This is a genomic window from Extibacter muris (assembly GCF_004345005.1).
GTDB lineage: Bacteria > Bacillota > Clostridia > Lachnospirales > Lachnospiraceae > Extibacter > Extibacter muris.
This window is the reverse complement of sequence record NZ_SMMX01000027.1, coordinates 13,089-28,917: the sequence shown is the minus strand read 5'-3', so window position 1 is coordinate 28,917 and position 15,829 is coordinate 13,089. Positions and strand designations below refer to the sequence as shown.

The following is a 15,829-nucleotide window of genomic DNA, read 5'->3' as shown; positions in this document are numbered from 1 at the left end:
ACACCTGATGGTCCAAGGAGAAAACGTCACACCAATGCCTGCTCATTATACAGCTTAAACAATGAGAGGATTAAGTCCCAACTGGCTGTTGGGTACTGAAACCCTACACTTATATATTAGGAGGAGATTGATTATGAAGCTTGGATTAAATCTGTCATTTGCCGTGAAGCGTTTTTTGGAGCCGGAGAAGCTGGCCCACATGTGCAGGCATGACTTTGACACGGACCACGTGCAGTTTACCTGGGACCTCATCGACCCGTGGTGGCCGGAAGAATTAAGGGATGTGCTGGCAATCCGCTACAAGGAAGCATTTGCAAAAGAGGGTGTACACATAGACGCTACATTCGGAGGACTGGCATCCTATTCGTATGCCCATCTTCTCGCTCCGTCCAAGGAGCAGAGAGAAGCAGCCCTCCTCTTCTTTAAACGGGCCATCGACCTTACGGCAGTGATGGGGGCTAAGGTCATGGGAACGCCGGTGGGAGGCATGTCCTACGACGACGCCCGCTGCCCTGCAAGACGGGAAGAACGGTACGAAGAGATGCTTGGCTATGTCAGACGGCTGGCCTCCTATGGGAAGGAGCAAGGTCTAGAGGAGATACATATCGAGGCGACGCCGCTCATCACGGAATTTCCACACAGCCCGGAAGTGTCGGTAAAGATGATGAAGGACCTGGAAGGGACGGATATTCCGGTAAAGCTGCTCGTGGACTGGGGACATGCGCTTTATGAGCCGCTTCTGAAAGAAGAGGCAGACATGGAACTCTGGCTTTGTACATGTGCCCCGTATATCGGCTCCATTCATCTTCAGCAGACGGACGGCCAGTGGGACCGGCACTGGGACTTCACGAAGGAAGGGATCGTCACGCCGGAACTCATCAGGAGCGCCACTGCCAAGGCCGGGCTCGAGGATGTCATGCAGTATCTGGAAGTTGTCACCATATTTGAAGATGACGATGACGCAGTGTACGAAGGCATGAAAAAGACGATGGACTATCTTCACAGGGAACTGGATTAAGGAGGCGGCAGCATGGAATATAAAGAGATGTACGAGCAGATGCTCTCTGAATATCGACAGGTATTTGAGAAGCTGGATCAGGCAGCGATGCGGGAATTTATCGATGAAGTGGAACGGCATGACCGCATCTTCCTTATCGGGGTAGGACGGGAAGGGATGGCGACGAGAGCATTTGCCATGAGGCTCATGCATATGGGCAAAGAGATTCACTGGATTTGGGACGACACGACACCTTCCATAGGAGAAGGCGATATGCTGATAGCCACCCTCGGAGATGGCTGCATCGGGCATATCAGCTATATTTGCGAGCGGGCGAAAGAAGCAGGAGCGCTCATATACGTGGTAACCGGTTCGCCGAGCGGGAACACGGCAAGAAACGTTGCGGACAAAGTATTCTTCGTCCCGGCCGCGGTGTACCGTGGGACGGATGATGTCGTTCCGTCATTCCAGCCCATGGGCAATCTGTTTGAACAGTGCCTGCTCATCGTATTCGATATGATAGTGATGACCATCGTGGACGAGACGCCGGGACTGACATTCGAGAAGATGTCGGGACGCCACAGGAACGTGGAATAAGGGGCGTTACGCTAGTGGTGTGGAGTGAATGACGTATAGGAGGTAGAGGTGCGATGAAAAAAATATTAAATGCAGACGTGGATCATGTCGTGGAAGAGATGCTCGCCGGATATCTTTCTGCATACAGACGGTACTACAAAAGAATCGGCGAGTACAATGCATTTACATACAAGGGACACAGAAAGGATAAGGTTGCGCTAGTCATCGGCGGAGGAAGCGGACATGAACCGCTGTTCTCCGGGTACTGCGGAGCCGGGCTGGCCGACGGCGTCGCCTGCGGCAACATATGCGCATCCCCCAACCCGGAGCTGATCTATGAGACGGCTAAAGCCGTAGATCAGGGAAAAGGGGTCCTGTTCATCTATGGGTGCTATGCAGGAGACAATCTGAACTTTGACATGGCGGAGGAACTGTGCCGTGCGGACGGCATGAAGACAGCCCACGTGCGAGTGTGGGACGACTGCGCTTCTGCGCCGAAGGAGCGCATCACCGACCGCCGGGGCATCGCGGGTGATGTCTTTGTTATCAAGGCAGCCGGCGCGGCCTGCGATGCGGGCCTTGCGTTTGATGAGGTGGTACGTATCGCAGAAAAGGCGAGGGACAATATCAATACGATTGGTCTTGCAACGTCTCCCGGAACGCTGCCGGGGAACGACAAGCCGACATTCGAGCTGCCGGATGACGAGGTGGAATTCGGCATGGGGCTACACGGTGAGCCGGGCATTGAGCGCACGAAGATGAAGCCGGCGGATGAACTTGTGGGAAGGATGTACGCAGAGCTGAAGGCAGAGATGAACCTGCAAGAAGGGGATGAGGTTGCAGTCCTTGTAAACGGACTTGGATCCACACCTCTTCTGGAGCTGAACATCGTGTATTATGACCTGCACAGGCTTATGGCGGCAGACGGGCTCAGGGTGCACGATGCAGAGGTGAAGACGTACTGTACGTGTATGGAGATGGGGGGATTCTCCATCACGATGCTGAAGCTCGACGAGGAGCTGAAGCGGTATCATGACGCGCCGTGCTATTCTCCGTATTATGCAAAAGGAGAACTGACGGGTGCAGTCTGCGACTCCGGAGACATGGAGGAGGAGGAAGAGCCTGAGTTTGATGAAACTGACGCGGAAGAGATCAAGATCGTAAGGAGCAAAGAAGGGGAGCTTGCAGAGCTGAATGCCGAAGATGCGAGGAATATGCTGCTCTACATAGCGGATAAGATGATTGCGAGCAAACCGTATCTTACGGAAATCGACAGCGTAATCGGAGACGGGGACCATGGAATCGGCATGGCCGGTGGCATGCAGAAGGCGAAGAAAAAGCTGCTCCGGATGGAGGACGAGACAAATGCATATGCAGTCTTCGAGGCCGCGGGAAAAGCGATGCTTATGTCTATGGGGGGCGCCTCCGGCGTCATATTTGGAAGCCTGTACCTTGCAGGAGCGAAGGATATGGAGCCGAAAGAAGTGCTTACGGCTGCCGACCTGGCAAAGATGGAGCGGATGAGCCTCCTTGCCATCCAGGATCGAGGCAAGGCCGAGGTGGGAGACAAGACGATGGTGGATGCACTGGCTCCCGCGGTAGAAGCGATGGAGAAAGCGGCGTCCGGCAGCCTGCTCGACATGCTGAAAGCAGCAGAAGAAGCGGCCAGGCAGGGCATGGAAGAGACGAAAAAATATGTTGCCAGATTCGGACGGGCCAAATCCCTTATGGAGCGGGCCATCGGGCACCAGGATGCAGGCGCGACCTCCGTATGGCTCATCTTCCAGGGCATGAGAGAATTCGTAGAAGGCAGATAGGGACACCCTAAAACGAGGTTGGGGACGGGGGAAAATGAGTTTTCCCCCGTCCCCAACGAACCTCAACGATGAAAGGCGGGTAAAGGTGATGAATAAAAAAGTAAACTGGGGCGTCCTCGGCTGTGCCGGGATTGCCAGGATAAGGACGATACCGGGACTGCTTCGGGCAGATAATGCAAGGCTGCATGCCGTCGCGAGCCGGCAAGGCGGCAAAGCTGAGGAATGGAAAGAATTATTCTCCGCTGAAAAAGCCTATGGCAGTTATGAACAGCTGCTGGAAGACGATGAAGTGGATGCTGTCTATATACCGCTTCCCAATTCTATGCACTATGAGTGGACAGAAAAAGCGGCAAAGGCCGGAAAGCATATTTTATGTGAGAAGCCGTTAGCCATGAATGAAGAAGAGGCAAAGAAGATGTATGAGGTGTGCCGGGAGAACGGAGTGCTTCTCATGGAGGCATTTGCCTACCGGCACAGTCCGCTTGTGCAGAAGGTGAAGGCGCTTATAGATGAGGGGGCCATAGGCAAAGTGAAGTATATAGAATCGCACCTGACGGATGTGCTTTTCGACATGTCCAACATCAGGATGAACCAGGGTCTGGGCGGTGGCGCGTTTTATGATATGGCGTGCTATAATGTCAATGTCATAAGCTATCTGATGGGAAAAGAGCCGGAAAGCGTCAAGGCGTTTGCCGAGACGGATAAAGAATACGGGGTAGATGTAAGCAACACGTTCCTGCTCAAGTATGATGACGGGACCCAGGCTGCGGGTTATTCATCGCTGAATTCCTATGCCAGAGGCTATTATGCCGTAGTAGGAGGTAAGGGAAGGATTGAAGTCCCATGTAACTTCAATTGTAGAAACGTGTGCAAATTCACAGTTTCCACAGGTGCCCGTGTAGATAATGTGGAAGTGCTGGATGAAGAGAAGACGGAGTATACAGTCATGTGTCCCGACAACTACATGCTGGAAATAGAACAGTTCGGCAGATGCATTCTGGACGGGGAACAGCCGCTCGTGTCGGAAGAAGAGACATCGCGGAACGCTCGTATACTGGACAGGGCGCTGGAAGACGCCGGACGGTAGGAACAACGCCTGATACAGCTGCCGTCTCTACGGCAGCTGGCCCTGTTCTGTCTTCTTAAACAAGATGTTGTTGACCTTTTCTGTTATCCAGATTTCATCATCGATAATTTTTATATCGTATCCATTGATGACTGCAGGATGAAAACGGCTAACAATATCTTCAAACGCAGCAGCAGTCTGCTTTTTCTTGGGAAAACGGATATGTGTCTCAAAACAGTCCGTCAAAATGCCTTTATATTTCAGCACTCTGCTGATTTCACGAAAGGTATCATTGATTGCAGGAAAATGATGCAGTGCATACCGTGTAGTGACAACGTCGAAAGTATGGTCTGCAAATGGAAAAGTGACACCGTCATAGCCTTTGAACTGCAGTCTCTTCAGACCTTCAGCTTTTGCTCTTGCCTCGTTCGCCTTCAGTGCTTTTTCAACAATATCGAGCCCGGTCACCTCAGCTTCAGGATAAGCTTTTGCCAGTGCGAAAGCTAAATATCCGGTTCCAGTTCCTAAATCCAGAATCTTCATACCGGACTCTATCTTCAGAAGGCCGATAATTAAATCAAGATGTTCATCGTCCTGCGTCTGCCTGTGCTTCCTGTGCAGTACGTACATTCATTACCTCATAGAGCAGGGGGAAGTTCAGCGGAGCATCGGTGTAATTGTGGACTACGATCCGGTAGTAGACAACCTGGCAGGCGGATACGGAGAGCGTCTTAAATATTACATTATCTGCCTCTGTACCTACATATTTCTCTACAGTAAAGCCGGTGTTGCAGGATATGACCGGCGTCTGGAAATGAAGGATACGAGGAGGATTATCGTACGTAAGTTCAGTCGAGGCAGCATCAAGATGGTTTGCCTCCTGGAAGGTGACAAGCGTCTCTTCATCGTTGTTCGTATGCAGATGGGAACCGTGGGCAGGCCCTTTGTTTTCAATCTGGTAGGTGACCCGAACCCGTGTCCGGCTGTACGGTGAGGCAGGAGGATAAGGAACTTCTCCCAGGCCGACAGTGATTACCCCGTCCCGTACATTTGCTTCGCTGATATCAGGCAGAAGAGCCGGCATGGTATACACGGTATAATCAGGGTCTGCCGGATCCGTAATGTCGGGATTCCCCCGGTCAGGATGAACAGATATCTGGCAAGCCGTTCCAGCTCTTCTATGATAGGATTGTCGGAACCGCTCTCGGCCGCTTCATGGAGATAGGAACCGGTAGAGGCAATCGTGCGCATATTGTCGAGCACATTCTCCCGTGTGTAAGGGCCGGGTGACTGGGCGCCTATCTCTGGCCATCCGTAATCAAGATAACCGAACGGCGGTGGAGGTCATCTAGAATGGTGTTGCTTTCATATCCTGTGTCATTCATGCTATACGGAAGCTGTGTGCTGTCCAGAGGCGTGCCTGTGGCAACGTTCTGGATAAAGTTGCCGGCGTAAGCGCCAGGATTCTGAGCATATATATCAGACAGGTAACGGGACAGAACCGCATCCGTGCGCGGTGCCGTCGTCCTCATAGATATCGGAGTATCGTATCTTGTAATAATTATAGTAGTTGTACAAACTCAGCTCAGTACTCGCCACAATGGGAGCAGACTGTGCCATATAGGCCGGAATGTCTGTGGCAGAGACATATGAGCCGTTGCGGTAGCCGAGGATCTGTCCGATACGGTTGCCGCTTGTCGTAGAACGCCGCCAGGTAAACAGCGTGCCGAGGTAATCGTAGGAAAGCCCGCCGCCTGGCAGCGGTACATAGGCATCTCTGGCAAAAGGCACGATAGTGACACGTGTTTCCTTATTCTGCCGCCAGAGCAGCTGGATCGTCTGGCTCAATGCCCTTTTTGCCAGGTCCATCTTGCGGCTGCCCCCCGACATCATGCTGGCTGTCACATCCAGCACAAATATGACATCCAGCGAGTGGGCCGGGTAATAAGAATATACGAGCGGGTTGGCTTCGACATCCAGCGTTACGGTTGAGGAGCATCCGTCAGATGCCCCTTTGGATATCCGGATCCGATTCTGAAAATGGATGAGGACGCCCCGGCCATCATCATATCATAACCTCCAACGTCTGCCGGATCCTGTTTTCCGGGACCCTGGTAGGGACAAGGTGTCTTTGTTGTTGACATATCAATACCTCCATTCAATACTATAATATAGTAAAAGAATGGGAGGCGTGATTCACCAGGCAGGGATAGCATCTCTGCACGGAACTGTTATCCGGCGTAACGGTGTGTTATACTGGAAAAAGATGGAGAGAGGTGAAAGGATGAAGAGAGGTGAAGGGATGAAGAGACGTTATGGGCTGAACATGGTATGGAAGATGACGATAGCCACGATGCTGCTGCTTCTCATACCGATATTCATTATCTGTATCATATACATACAGATGTATCAGAAGACCTCCATGGAGACAGCGGACGGAAAACTGACGTCCGTGCTGGGCAGCATGCAGGGCAGGATTGATGAGACGCTGTCAGACGCAGATGTCATGCTGGACGAGCTGTTCTACCGGCAGGAATTTTCTTATTTTATGAATGATAAGAATGAATTGAGCCAGCGGGAAATCAACTATTATACTTCCAGCGTACAGAAGGAGCTGATCAACAACCGTTACCTGTATTCAAATATCTTTGGAAATATCGGCCTCTATTCCTCGAATAACCAGGTAAGGGCCGACTGGCAGTTTCCCCTTCAGAAACTGGAGGAAAAGCCTTATTACGCGGAGATGACGGTAGATACGCAAGGAGCGGTCTACGGAGCAGTCAGAGAGTCGGAACTCGTGTTTTCCACGCTGGATACCAAGCACATAAAAATAGGCAATGCCAATGTCTATGTCCTTCCAATCTATAAGAAGGTATATGCGATAGGGACGAAAGATGTGATAGGAGTGGTGGAGACGGATGTGGATATCAACCGCCTTATGGACGTGACGGGCCTGCGTAATGACAATTCCGGTATAACGAAGATAGTGGCGGACCGGAAGAAAAATGTACTTATCAATACAGGGAACAGGGACAGCGTGCTTGAAAAACGTATTATGGCAAGGATTCAGGAGGATAAGGGTACGGAAGAACTATACATTGACGGAGCAAGCTACCGGATGTCTTACTCCGTCTGCCCGAATACAGGGCTTATCAATATTGCCCTTCTCTCACGGGATGACATATACAGTAATATCTTCAACATGGTCATCGGCGTACTGCTCATCACCGTGATGTGCCTTGGAGTGATGGGGATCATCACTTACCTCGTCATCAGCAACATGCTGAGCCGCCTCGTAGTCGTAGACGTCATGATGGGCAAGGTGAGGGAAGGACATTTTGACGTGCTCATACCAGAGGACGGCAAATCAGATGAGATATCCCGCATCGGAAGTTCCTTCAATCTCATGGTGGCACACCTGAATGAGGTTCTCGAAGAGAAGGTACGGAACGAGCAGGCCCAGAAAGACGCCGAAATTAAAGCGCTGCAGGCTCAGATCAATCCACATTTTCTATATAATACGCTGGAAAATATGCGCATGCAGTGCGAGATAGACGGCTATTATATGATGGGGAACAGCCTGGCCGTGCTCGGGGAACTCTTCCGCTACAGCATCAAGTGGGGCAACAACGAAGTGGCATTTGAACTGGAATGGCAGAATCTGAAGAATTATCTCTATATCATGTGCATGAGATATGAAGATGACCTGGAGGATGAGCTGGAATGTGACTACGGGCTCGAGGATGTGATCGTTCCCAAAATGATACTGCAGCCGCTGGTGGAAAACTGCTTCAGCCATGCATTCAAGACGAAGATGCCGCCGTGGAAAGTCCACGTAACCGCAAGAAGAGAAGAGGACAGGCTAGTGATTGCCATACAGGACAACGGGTGCGGCATCGAGGGTGAAAAGGTGGCGTGGATTCAGAGATGCCTGGATGAGAACAAAGAGATCCGGTGTACCGAAAAGCAGCGCAAATCTGTCGGAATCCTGAATGTAAAGCAGAGGATAGAGATGATATGCAAGGAAGGCAGCAAAGTATTGATAGAAAGCGAGCAGCACGAAGGAACGGTAATTCGCATTATAATTGTGCTGTAGGTGATGGAAATGGGTGAGGAAGATGTTTAAAATATTAGTTGCAGATGACGAAAAGTTCATACGGAAAGGTATCGTATCCATACTGTCCGGCAACCTCAGGGAAGAAGTAGAGTTCGTAGAGGCGAGAAATGGCCTGGAGGCGCTGGAAAAGTCAAGGACAGAGACGCCGGGGCTTATCATAACTGACATAAGCATGCCCGGATGCGACGGCCTGGAGTTCATACAGAGGCTGAAGGAGATCAACGTAAATGTCCCTGTTATCATCCTGTCGGGATATGAGAACTTTGAATACGCCAAGAAAGCGATTAAACTTGGCGTAAAAGAGTATGTCATGAAGCCGATCAAGAAAACGGAGTTCGTGGAGCTCATACATTCCTACATAACAGATATACGGCAGGCCAGACAGAGGAGCCGGGAGGAATATCTGAAAAGAAGCGAAAACACGAGAATTATGGAAAAGCTCAAGCGGGATTTCCTGCTTGGACTTTTGAAATGCACGAGCAGCGAAGAGGCGAGGAATTATCTCATCCAGCTCGAAGAGCTGGGCATGCGCTTCGACTCCCATCTGTATATGTGCGTGGCCGTACAGTACAAGGTGACGCCCGCCAACCAGGAATATATCGACTTTGTCGTTAAGAATATACTCGATGAGTTCTGGGGCCTCCGCCTGGATGATGAGAAGGCGGTTAACGTAGTGTACGGCTCGGGCATGGTCGTGGCCATCTTTGAAGGCGACAGCCAGACAGCCCTGCTGGAACAGAAGAAGAAGCTCGTGCGTGAAGCGCTGTCACTGTTGAAACAATATTGCAAGACAGAGGTATATGCGGGAATCGGTGATATAGCATTTGACTCCATCCAGCTTCACGTCTCTCTGCGGCATGCCATGCTGGCAGCCAACTATAAGATATTTGAAGAGGGAACCGGCGTGTGCGCGTACCAGGATCTGGAAAAAGGAAAAGAGCCGGATGCTTTGGAGCTGGTAAAACGGATGAAGCCGATTGAAGATATCAATATATTTGATATGCTGGACCGGTTCCGAAAGCTGGCATATTCCGGGAAAACCCGCCGGGTGCTGAAGGTGCTGGAGCAGGAATATGAAGAAGTACAGAACCATATCAACCTCGTGATGGCGCGGAAACAGGCCGGCAAGACAGTATGGGATGAAAAGTACAAAAGCTTTTCCTGTATCTGGTCTGTGGGGGAGGCAGGTCAGGAGCTGAAAGAACGGATCGAACTGCTCAAAGAGCTCTGCGATGGCAGCGGGAACGTGAATGAAGCATTGATGCGGCAGATGCTGGATTTCGTGGATGAACATATTACAGAAGAGCTGGATTTAAATACGGTGGCGGAAAAGTTCAACCGGACGTCCGGCTATGTCAGTACCCTCTTTAAGAAATATACGAGCGGCGGCTTCAGCGCGTATCTCACCGGCGAGCGGATAAAGATAGCGAGAAAACTGCTGGAGGACTCCAGCATACCGATACAGGAGATTGGAGAGCTTTGCGGCTATAACAATCCGAAATACTTTTCAGTCGTATTCAAGAAGGTGACGGGGGAGACGCCGAGGGGATACCGGGAAAAGCTCATAAGCCGGTAGCATCGTACTGGACGGTCAGTGTGATATGGCCGTCCAGCTTCTGCTTCAGCACATTTGCCTCGGGTGCCCCTTTTATCATCCCGTTTTCTATAAGCTGATCCAGCATCCTGCGGGACAGGTTCAGCTTCTGGCGCAGCACGGCAGACACTTTGACGGGCAGCGGGTACTCGCATGTCAGATGCAGTTCTACGGGTTCGCCGGAGGGGAGATTCTCTCCGGATACCACAAACGCTGGCGCACAGGGGATGGCTCCATTCTGCCGGAGGAGCCCCATGTTCAAAGCATGCTGCGCGGCAAGCTTCCGGTCATTGTTGTGATAGCGTTCCAGAAGGTCCGAATCTATGTCGGCGGAACTGATACGGGAGCAGATGGGCAGATTCCATGTTGCTCCACAGTGCGGACATCTGTAGATGAGCCATATGTCAAGATGCTTCCGCTGTGCATTCACCCGGAACTGTCCGGAGCACATATATTCTCTTTTCGTGCCGCAGCTTTTGCAGTATCGCAGTACGGCAGGCAGTTCAAATTGGATATACCATACGATTTTCTTCAATTTGCACAGTCCTTTCGTTCTGTAAAATTGTAGCATCACGGTCTGGTATGTCCAACCGAATACACGTTTTATAAAGGAACTTGAGACACGGAAAGATTAGGCATTGGAGGATGCCTCATCCTGAAGCGTACTATCGTTATCAGCTGTTTTAATAACGGCATTTCTTAAATGGGGCTTAATTAATGTAGACGCCGCTGGGGAGGTATGGGGCAGATGCTCCGATGCGTCCGGGAACTGCGACTATCACACAGATTCCTAAGCCTGTGGAATATTCGCCGACAGCGGCTCTCATCCCCCAGGCCAAGGAATCTGGTGAGGATTCTCCGTCCCTTCCGCTTACACCTCCGCATCGGCTATCTTCTTTACTGCCACGGGCGGGAGTGGCTGTGTGACATTGCTGGCTGATGGAAGTGCTTTGGTTGTGTTGCATAGTGATAAAGTGCTAAGAAAGCTAAGCCCTTTGCCGAAAAGAAAACCTAATATAAGAAGAGCCGGAACCAGGCAGGGGATGTTATTCCATATAACATCCCCGCACCTGATTCCGGCTCTTCTTACAGCATCGGCGTAAACACCTCGCTTCAAGTGATTAACAACAACCATATGCATAGTCTGATTTGTATGGCTTTACCTAGACCCTTATCGCTCTCAACGAAAATGATTCTCCGAACAGCCACAAAAAATTATACATCGGTGGCATACAAGTTCAGCCTCTATGCCGCATATATTAAGCCCGTTATATTTTATCATTCATCTCACGCAGCCAGCGGTCATCCGCTGGCCAGTAACGCCACACAGCCGTTCTCGCCCTTGTTTAGTAAAGTAGATAGCGGGCGGGGAGCCGGGTGGTATATGCGAAGGTGTAAGCGGGAGAGGCGGAGAATCCTTTCCGTAGCCCTTATCCTGCGGGATGCAAGCCGCTATCGGCGCGCATTCTGCAGGCGTAGGGATACGTGAAATAGTCAGAGCCTCGTACGCATCGGAGCAGATGCCACCCGGCTCCCCGCCCGCCGCCTGGTTTACTTAAACTTACATCTTCTTCTCTTGCCCGATAATCCGCTGGATACTCTTCAGTGATAGAAAATATTTCAAAGACAGATCCCTCATACTTTCACCGGCCAGGTAATCCGAATAGATCCGGGCATTCCGGATACTGAGCTCCTCCCGTGTAGCCGTCCCCTCTCCCCAGTTCTTTCTATGTTCTTCGGTCTTTGGGATGTACAGGATTGTGCCGTCGACATATTCTTGTACCTTTTCAAGCAATTCCCGCGGCAGAATCTGGTCAGCTTTTCTATAGCGCATCTTGCTCTCCTTCGTCTCGTATTAACAGGGAAAGCAAAGGCTATCTCACATTATATGCCTTATAGTATACCATAACCGCGCCAGATCTGCCTTCTCATATTTGTTTTATAAATAAAAATGAGCAGTATCGATGCCTCCATCTGTTAAACAAAAAACAAAATAAAGAAAAATAAAACTTTTTTATGAAATATTGAACCTCGCCGGGAGCGTCCTCTGTAATAAAATTAGACCAGTAAGAGGAAATCAGTGGGAAAGGAGCGAGGACTTTGAATTTATTGGAAATGAAGGGAATCGAAAAGAGCTTTAACACGGTCAAGGTGCTGCACGGAGTAGATTTCATCTTGAGAAAAGGGACGGTCCACGCGCTGATGGGGGAGAATGGCGCAGGCAAGTCCACCTTGATGAAGGTCCTGGCGGGAATCCATAAATGCGACGCGGGAACAGTCACGGTAAAGGAGGAACAGGTTGATATCCAGTCGCCGAAGCATTCCCAGGCGCTCGGCATCGCTATGATCCATCAGGAGCTGTCTCCGGTTCCGGAGATGACCGTGGCGGAAAATATCTATCTTGGCAGGGAGCCAGGCGGGAGGCTTTTCATCGATTATGCCCAGATGTACAGGCAGACGGAAGAACTGCTTGAAAACATGAAGGTACATATAAGCCCGAAAGAGAAAGTGGGCGCGCTTAAGGTGGCGGACCAGCAGCTTGTCGAGATTGCAAAGGCAATATCGCTGAACGCGGAAATTATCATCATGGATGAGCCGACATCGGCGATTACGGACAAGGAGGTCGACAACCTGTTTTCTATTATCCGTAATCTGAAGGAGCAGGGTAAAGGAATCATTTATATCTCACACAAGATGGATGAGATATTTCAGATATCAGACGATATTACCGTCCTGCGTGACGGCCAGTATGTGAATACGTGGAAAGCAGAAGATATCGACAACAACATATTGATCAAGAATATGGTCGGACGTGAGCTTACAGAGATATTTCCCAAATCGGAAGTCCCGATATCCGATACGATACTGGAAGTCCGGAACTTTACGCTTGGAGACAAGTTCCAGGATATCAGCTTTACGGTGAAGCGGGGGGAGATCTACGGTATCGCGGGGCTCGTGGGAGCGGGCAGGACAGAGCTGATGCACGCACTGTTCGGACTGGACAGGCGGGATAAGGGCGAAGTCATATTTGACGGAAAGACTTTGGACATCAGGAGGCCGAAGGACGCGATCCGCGAGGGGATCGCATATGTGACGGAAGACAGGAAGCAGGAAGGGCTTGTCCTTGAGATGAGCGTTGGACAGAACATATCGCTTGCGTCCATGAAGGAGCTAAGCCGGGGGCTTTTCATCAATGAGAAGGAAGAGAGCAGCCTCGTAAAGGATGAGATCGAGCGGCTGCGCATCAGGCTGCACAGCCCGAAGCAGCTTGTAAAGTCGCTGTCCGGGGGCAACCAGCAGAAGGTGGTCCTCTCGAAATGGATAATCAAGAATCCGAAGCTCCTGATTCTGGATGAGCCTACGAGGGGCATAGACGTAGGGGCCAAATCGGAGATATATAAGCTGATGTGTGAATATGCCGCGAAAGGAAACGCGATTATCATGATATCTTCCGAGATGCCGGAGGTCATGGGGATGGCAGACAGAATGCTTGTGCTGAGCAATGGCAAGGTCGGCGGAGAGCTGAAGCGGAGCGAGTTTGTACAGGAAAGCATCATGAAGATGGCAGTATCACACATATAAGGGAGGAAGAGAGAACTATGGGAAAGAGTAGAAGCAAACAATTCAACATAAAAGAATTTCTGGCAAAGTATGGTGTCATCCTCGGCCTGGTCGTCATTATGATATTCTTTACTGTAATGAAAGCCAGATTCCTTACGGTCACGAACATGCTCAACATGCTGCGCCAGGCATCTATCAACGGCCTGCTGGCGCTTGGGATGACTTTTGTCGTGCTGACCGGGGGAATCGACCTGTCCGTCGGTTCTGCGGTGGGGGCTGCGGGGATGTACTGTGCGCTTGTGGCCAGGACAGAGACCGGGATGCCATGGTATGTAGCTCTTCTCACCGGACTTGCCATCGGGCTTCTTATAGGCACGGTTAATGGGGTCGTCATAGCTTACCTGAGGGTTCCTGCATTTATTGCCACCCTTGGCATGCTCAGCATAGCCAGGGGAATCACATTCATGGCCAGCGACGCCAAGCCGATTCCGGGACTGAGCAAAGAGTTCCTCGTGATTGGAGGCGGAAGTGCGGGCATCATACCAATTCCGGTATTGATATTGATTGGAGTATTGATTGTATGTTATATCATACTGTATAAGACAAGATATGGACGGTATGTATTCGCCACAGGAGGCAATGCAACGTCAGCGAGGGTATCCGGCATCAACATTAAGATGGTCATCTGTTCCGTATATATGATATCCGGCCTTCTGGCCGGGCTGGCCGGAGTGATCCTGACCTCCCGTGTCACATCCGGAATCTCCCAGAATGGAGATGGATATGAAGTAGATGCTATCGCGGCCGCTGTCATAGGCGGCAACAGCCTGTCAGGAGGACGCGGACGGCTCTGGGGAACCGTGGTAGGTTTCCTGGTCATGGGGGTGATGAACAATGGGCTTGATATGATGGCGGTATCTTCATACTGGCAGCTCGTTATAAAAGGAATCATCATCATCGGCGCAGTCATGCTCGATTCTCTTAACGAGTCAAGGTAGGCGGGCCGGAGCTGGTGACGGAAGCATGCAGGGTAATAAAAATGCAGAAGCATTTTTATATAAACAGAAAAATAAGGAGGAAAAGAGATGAAAAAGAAGTTATTAAGCGTACTGCTGTGCCTGAGCCTGGCGGCGGGGCTGGCCGTGGGGTGCGGAGCTGCTGACAAGGAGGCTAAAAAGGAGAAATCTGATTCAGAGGATTCCGACAAGAAGGTGAAGATCGGAATGACGCTCTACAGCCTGAAAAACGAGTACACGGTGCGTCTGGCCAATGCCGCGGAGGACGAGGCGGAAAAGCTCGGCATCGAACTGACCGTATACGACGGCAACTATGATGCGAGTACGCAGATAAGCCAGGTTGAGACGATGATATCAGACGGATGTGACGGCATCATATTGAATCCTCAGGATGCAGAAGCCTGTTCCCCGTGTGTAGACAAGGCGGTAGAGGCAGGGATACCGATCGTCGGAGTCAATACGCGTGTGAAGAACGACAAGCTGACGAGCTATGTAGGTTCAGAGGACGTCAAGGCCGGCGAGATGGAGACACAGGCGCTTCTTGATAAAGTCGGTACAGACGCCAAGATAGTCATAATCGAAGGGCCGATGGGCCAGTCTGCACAGATTGAGCGGCGTGAAGGTATCCAGAACATTCTGGACAAGAATCCGGGCGTAGAAGTGCTGGCAGAAAAGACGGCCAACTGGTCACGTTCAGAAGCGATGACAGTGATGGAGACATGGCTGCAGGCATTTGACGAAATTGACGGAATTATCGGGGAAAACGACGAGATGGCACTTGGAGCAAGGGAGGCTGTGAAGGGGGTGAACAAAGATATCCCGGCGGTAGGCGTGGATGGTATTACGGACGCTCTTGACGCAGTAGAAAGCGGCAATATGGTCGTATCCATCTTCCAGAATGCGGACGGGCAGGCAAGAAAGGCAGTACAGGTACTGCTCGATGCGGTAAACGGCAAAGATGTTGACGAGAACTACTGGATCGACTTTGAGGAAGTGAATAAAGACAACGTGGCAGATTTTAGAGAAAGAGCTCAATAATCGTGTATAAGCCGGGAGATTCTGAGCAGGGTTTCCCGGCATGAAAG

Annotated in this window: 17 protein-coding genes; 10 read left to right on the top strand and 7 right to left on the bottom strand. The window is 50.8% G+C overall.

Annotation, left to right across the window (positions count from 1 at the left end; genetic code table 11):
- Window positions 1-133: 133 nt before the first annotated feature.
- From E1963_RS18285 to E1963_RS18270, 4 genes are all read left to right on the top strand, one after another.
- The gene (locus tag E1963_RS18285; protein ID WP_132281223.1) at window positions 134-1,018 is read left to right on the top strand and encodes a sugar phosphate isomerase/epimerase family protein; all 885 of its coding nucleotides are present in this window, start codon (window positions 134-136) and stop codon (window positions 1,016-1,018) included.
- A 12-nt stretch (window positions 1,019-1,030) separates the two neighbouring features.
- Window positions 1,031-1,594 (top strand): phosphoheptose isomerase family protein, encoded by a 564-nt coding sequence (locus tag E1963_RS18280; protein WP_117772592.1) that lies wholly within the window; start codon window positions 1,031-1,033, stop codon window positions 1,592-1,594.
- A 53-nt stretch (window positions 1,595-1,647) separates the two neighbouring features.
- The gene (gene dhaL, locus E1963_RS18275; RefSeq protein ID WP_132281220.1) at window positions 1,648-3,390 is read left to right on the top strand and encodes a dihydroxyacetone kinase subunit DhaL; all 1,743 of its coding nucleotides are present in this window, start codon (window positions 1,648-1,650) and stop codon (window positions 3,388-3,390) included.
- 88 nt (window positions 3,391-3,478) lie between these two features.
- Window positions 3,479-4,477: a Gfo/Idh/MocA family protein gene (locus E1963_RS18270; protein ID WP_243117802.1), complete on the top strand. Its 999-nt coding sequence runs from the start codon at window positions 3,479-3,481 to the stop codon at window positions 4,475-4,477.
- A 27-nt stretch (window positions 4,478-4,504) separates the two neighbouring features.
- On the opposite strand, the gene E1963_RS18265 is transcribed toward E1963_RS18270, so the two are convergent.
- The 5 genes from E1963_RS18265 to E1963_RS19865 form a co-directional block, all read right to left on the bottom strand.
- Window positions 4,505-5,086 carry a class I SAM-dependent methyltransferase gene (locus tag E1963_RS18265; protein ID WP_132281214.1) on the bottom strand — a complete coding sequence of 194 codons (582 nt, stop codon included), beginning with the start codon at window positions 5,084-5,086 and terminating at the stop codon, window positions 4,505-4,507.
- On the bottom strand, window positions 5,043-5,540 hold the full coding sequence (locus E1963_RS18260) for a hypothetical protein (RefSeq protein WP_132281211.1): 498 nt from the start codon (window positions 5,538-5,540) through the stop codon (window positions 5,043-5,045). The genes E1963_RS18265 and E1963_RS18260 overlap by 44 nt, the downstream gene beginning before the upstream one ends.
- On the bottom strand, window positions 5,489-5,719 hold the full coding sequence (locus tag E1963_RS18255) for a hypothetical protein (protein ID WP_167482261.1): 231 nt from the start codon (window positions 5,717-5,719) through the stop codon (window positions 5,489-5,491). Before E1963_RS18255 ends, E1963_RS18260 begins: the two co-directional genes overlap by 52 nt.
- Before the next feature lie 216 nt (window positions 5,720-5,935).
- On the bottom strand, window positions 5,936-6,370 hold the full coding sequence (locus tag E1963_RS18250; protein WP_132281205.1) for a VWA domain-containing protein: 435 nt from the start codon (window positions 6,368-6,370) through the stop codon (window positions 5,936-5,938).
- A gap of 68 nt (window positions 6,371-6,438) precedes the next feature.
- Complete coding sequence (locus E1963_RS19865; protein ID WP_167482260.1) at window positions 6,439-6,600, bottom strand: hypothetical protein; 162 nt, start codon at window positions 6,598-6,600, stop codon at window positions 6,439-6,441.
- Between the two features lie 140 nt (window positions 6,601-6,740).
- Between E1963_RS19865 and E1963_RS18245 the strand changes: the two genes are divergently transcribed.
- Together E1963_RS18245 and E1963_RS18240 are read left to right on the top strand one after the other, a co-directional pair.
- Window positions 6,741-8,552: a sensor histidine kinase gene (locus tag E1963_RS18245; protein ID WP_167482259.1), complete on the top strand. Its 1,812-nt coding sequence runs from the start codon at window positions 6,741-6,743 to the stop codon at window positions 8,550-8,552.
- A gap of 22 nt (window positions 8,553-8,574) precedes the next feature.
- Window positions 8,575-10,149 carry a response regulator gene (locus E1963_RS18240; RefSeq protein ID WP_132281200.1) on the top strand — a complete coding sequence of 525 codons (1,575 nt, stop codon included), beginning with the start codon at window positions 8,575-8,577 and terminating at the stop codon, window positions 10,147-10,149.
- On the opposite strand, the gene E1963_RS18235 is transcribed toward E1963_RS18240, so the two are convergent.
- Window positions 10,136-10,702, bottom strand: coding sequence for a DUF1062 domain-containing protein (locus E1963_RS18235; RefSeq protein ID WP_167482258.1), 567 nt, complete (start codon window positions 10,700-10,702; stop codon window positions 10,136-10,138). The genes E1963_RS18240 and E1963_RS18235 overlap by 14 nt on opposite strands.
- A 221-nt stretch (window positions 10,703-10,923) precedes the next feature.
- Between E1963_RS18235 and E1963_RS19860 the strand changes: the two genes are divergently transcribed.
- Window positions 10,924-11,094, top strand: coding sequence for a hypothetical protein (locus tag E1963_RS19860; protein WP_167482257.1), 171 nt, complete (start codon window positions 10,924-10,926; stop codon window positions 11,092-11,094).
- Window positions 11,095-11,728: 634 nt separating this feature from the next.
- On the opposite strand, the gene E1963_RS18230 is transcribed toward E1963_RS19860, so the two are convergent.
- Window positions 11,729-12,001, bottom strand: coding sequence for a CD3324 family protein (locus E1963_RS18230; protein ID WP_132281194.1), 273 nt, complete (start codon window positions 11,999-12,001; stop codon window positions 11,729-11,731).
- Between the two features lie 266 nt (window positions 12,002-12,267).
- On the opposite strand from E1963_RS18230, the gene E1963_RS18225 reads away from it, so the two are divergent.
- The 3 genes from E1963_RS18225 to E1963_RS18215 all read left to right on the top strand — a co-directional run bounded on the left by E1963_RS18225 (window position 12,268) and on the right by E1963_RS18215 (window position 15,782).
- Entirely contained in the window at window positions 12,268-13,749 is a 1,482-nt protein-coding gene (locus tag E1963_RS18225; protein ID WP_132281191.1) for a sugar ABC transporter ATP-binding protein, read from the top strand.
- Between the two features lie 17 nt (window positions 13,750-13,766).
- Complete coding sequence (locus E1963_RS18220; RefSeq protein WP_132281188.1) at window positions 13,767-14,726, top strand: ABC transporter permease; 960 nt, start codon at window positions 13,767-13,769, stop codon at window positions 14,724-14,726.
- Between the two features lie 87 nt (window positions 14,727-14,813).
- A complete protein-coding gene (locus E1963_RS18215; protein ID WP_132281185.1) occupies window positions 14,814-15,782 on the top strand; it encodes a substrate-binding domain-containing protein in 969 nt (322 codons plus the stop codon).
- The last annotated feature ends 47 nt before the right edge of the window (window positions 15,783-15,829 follow it).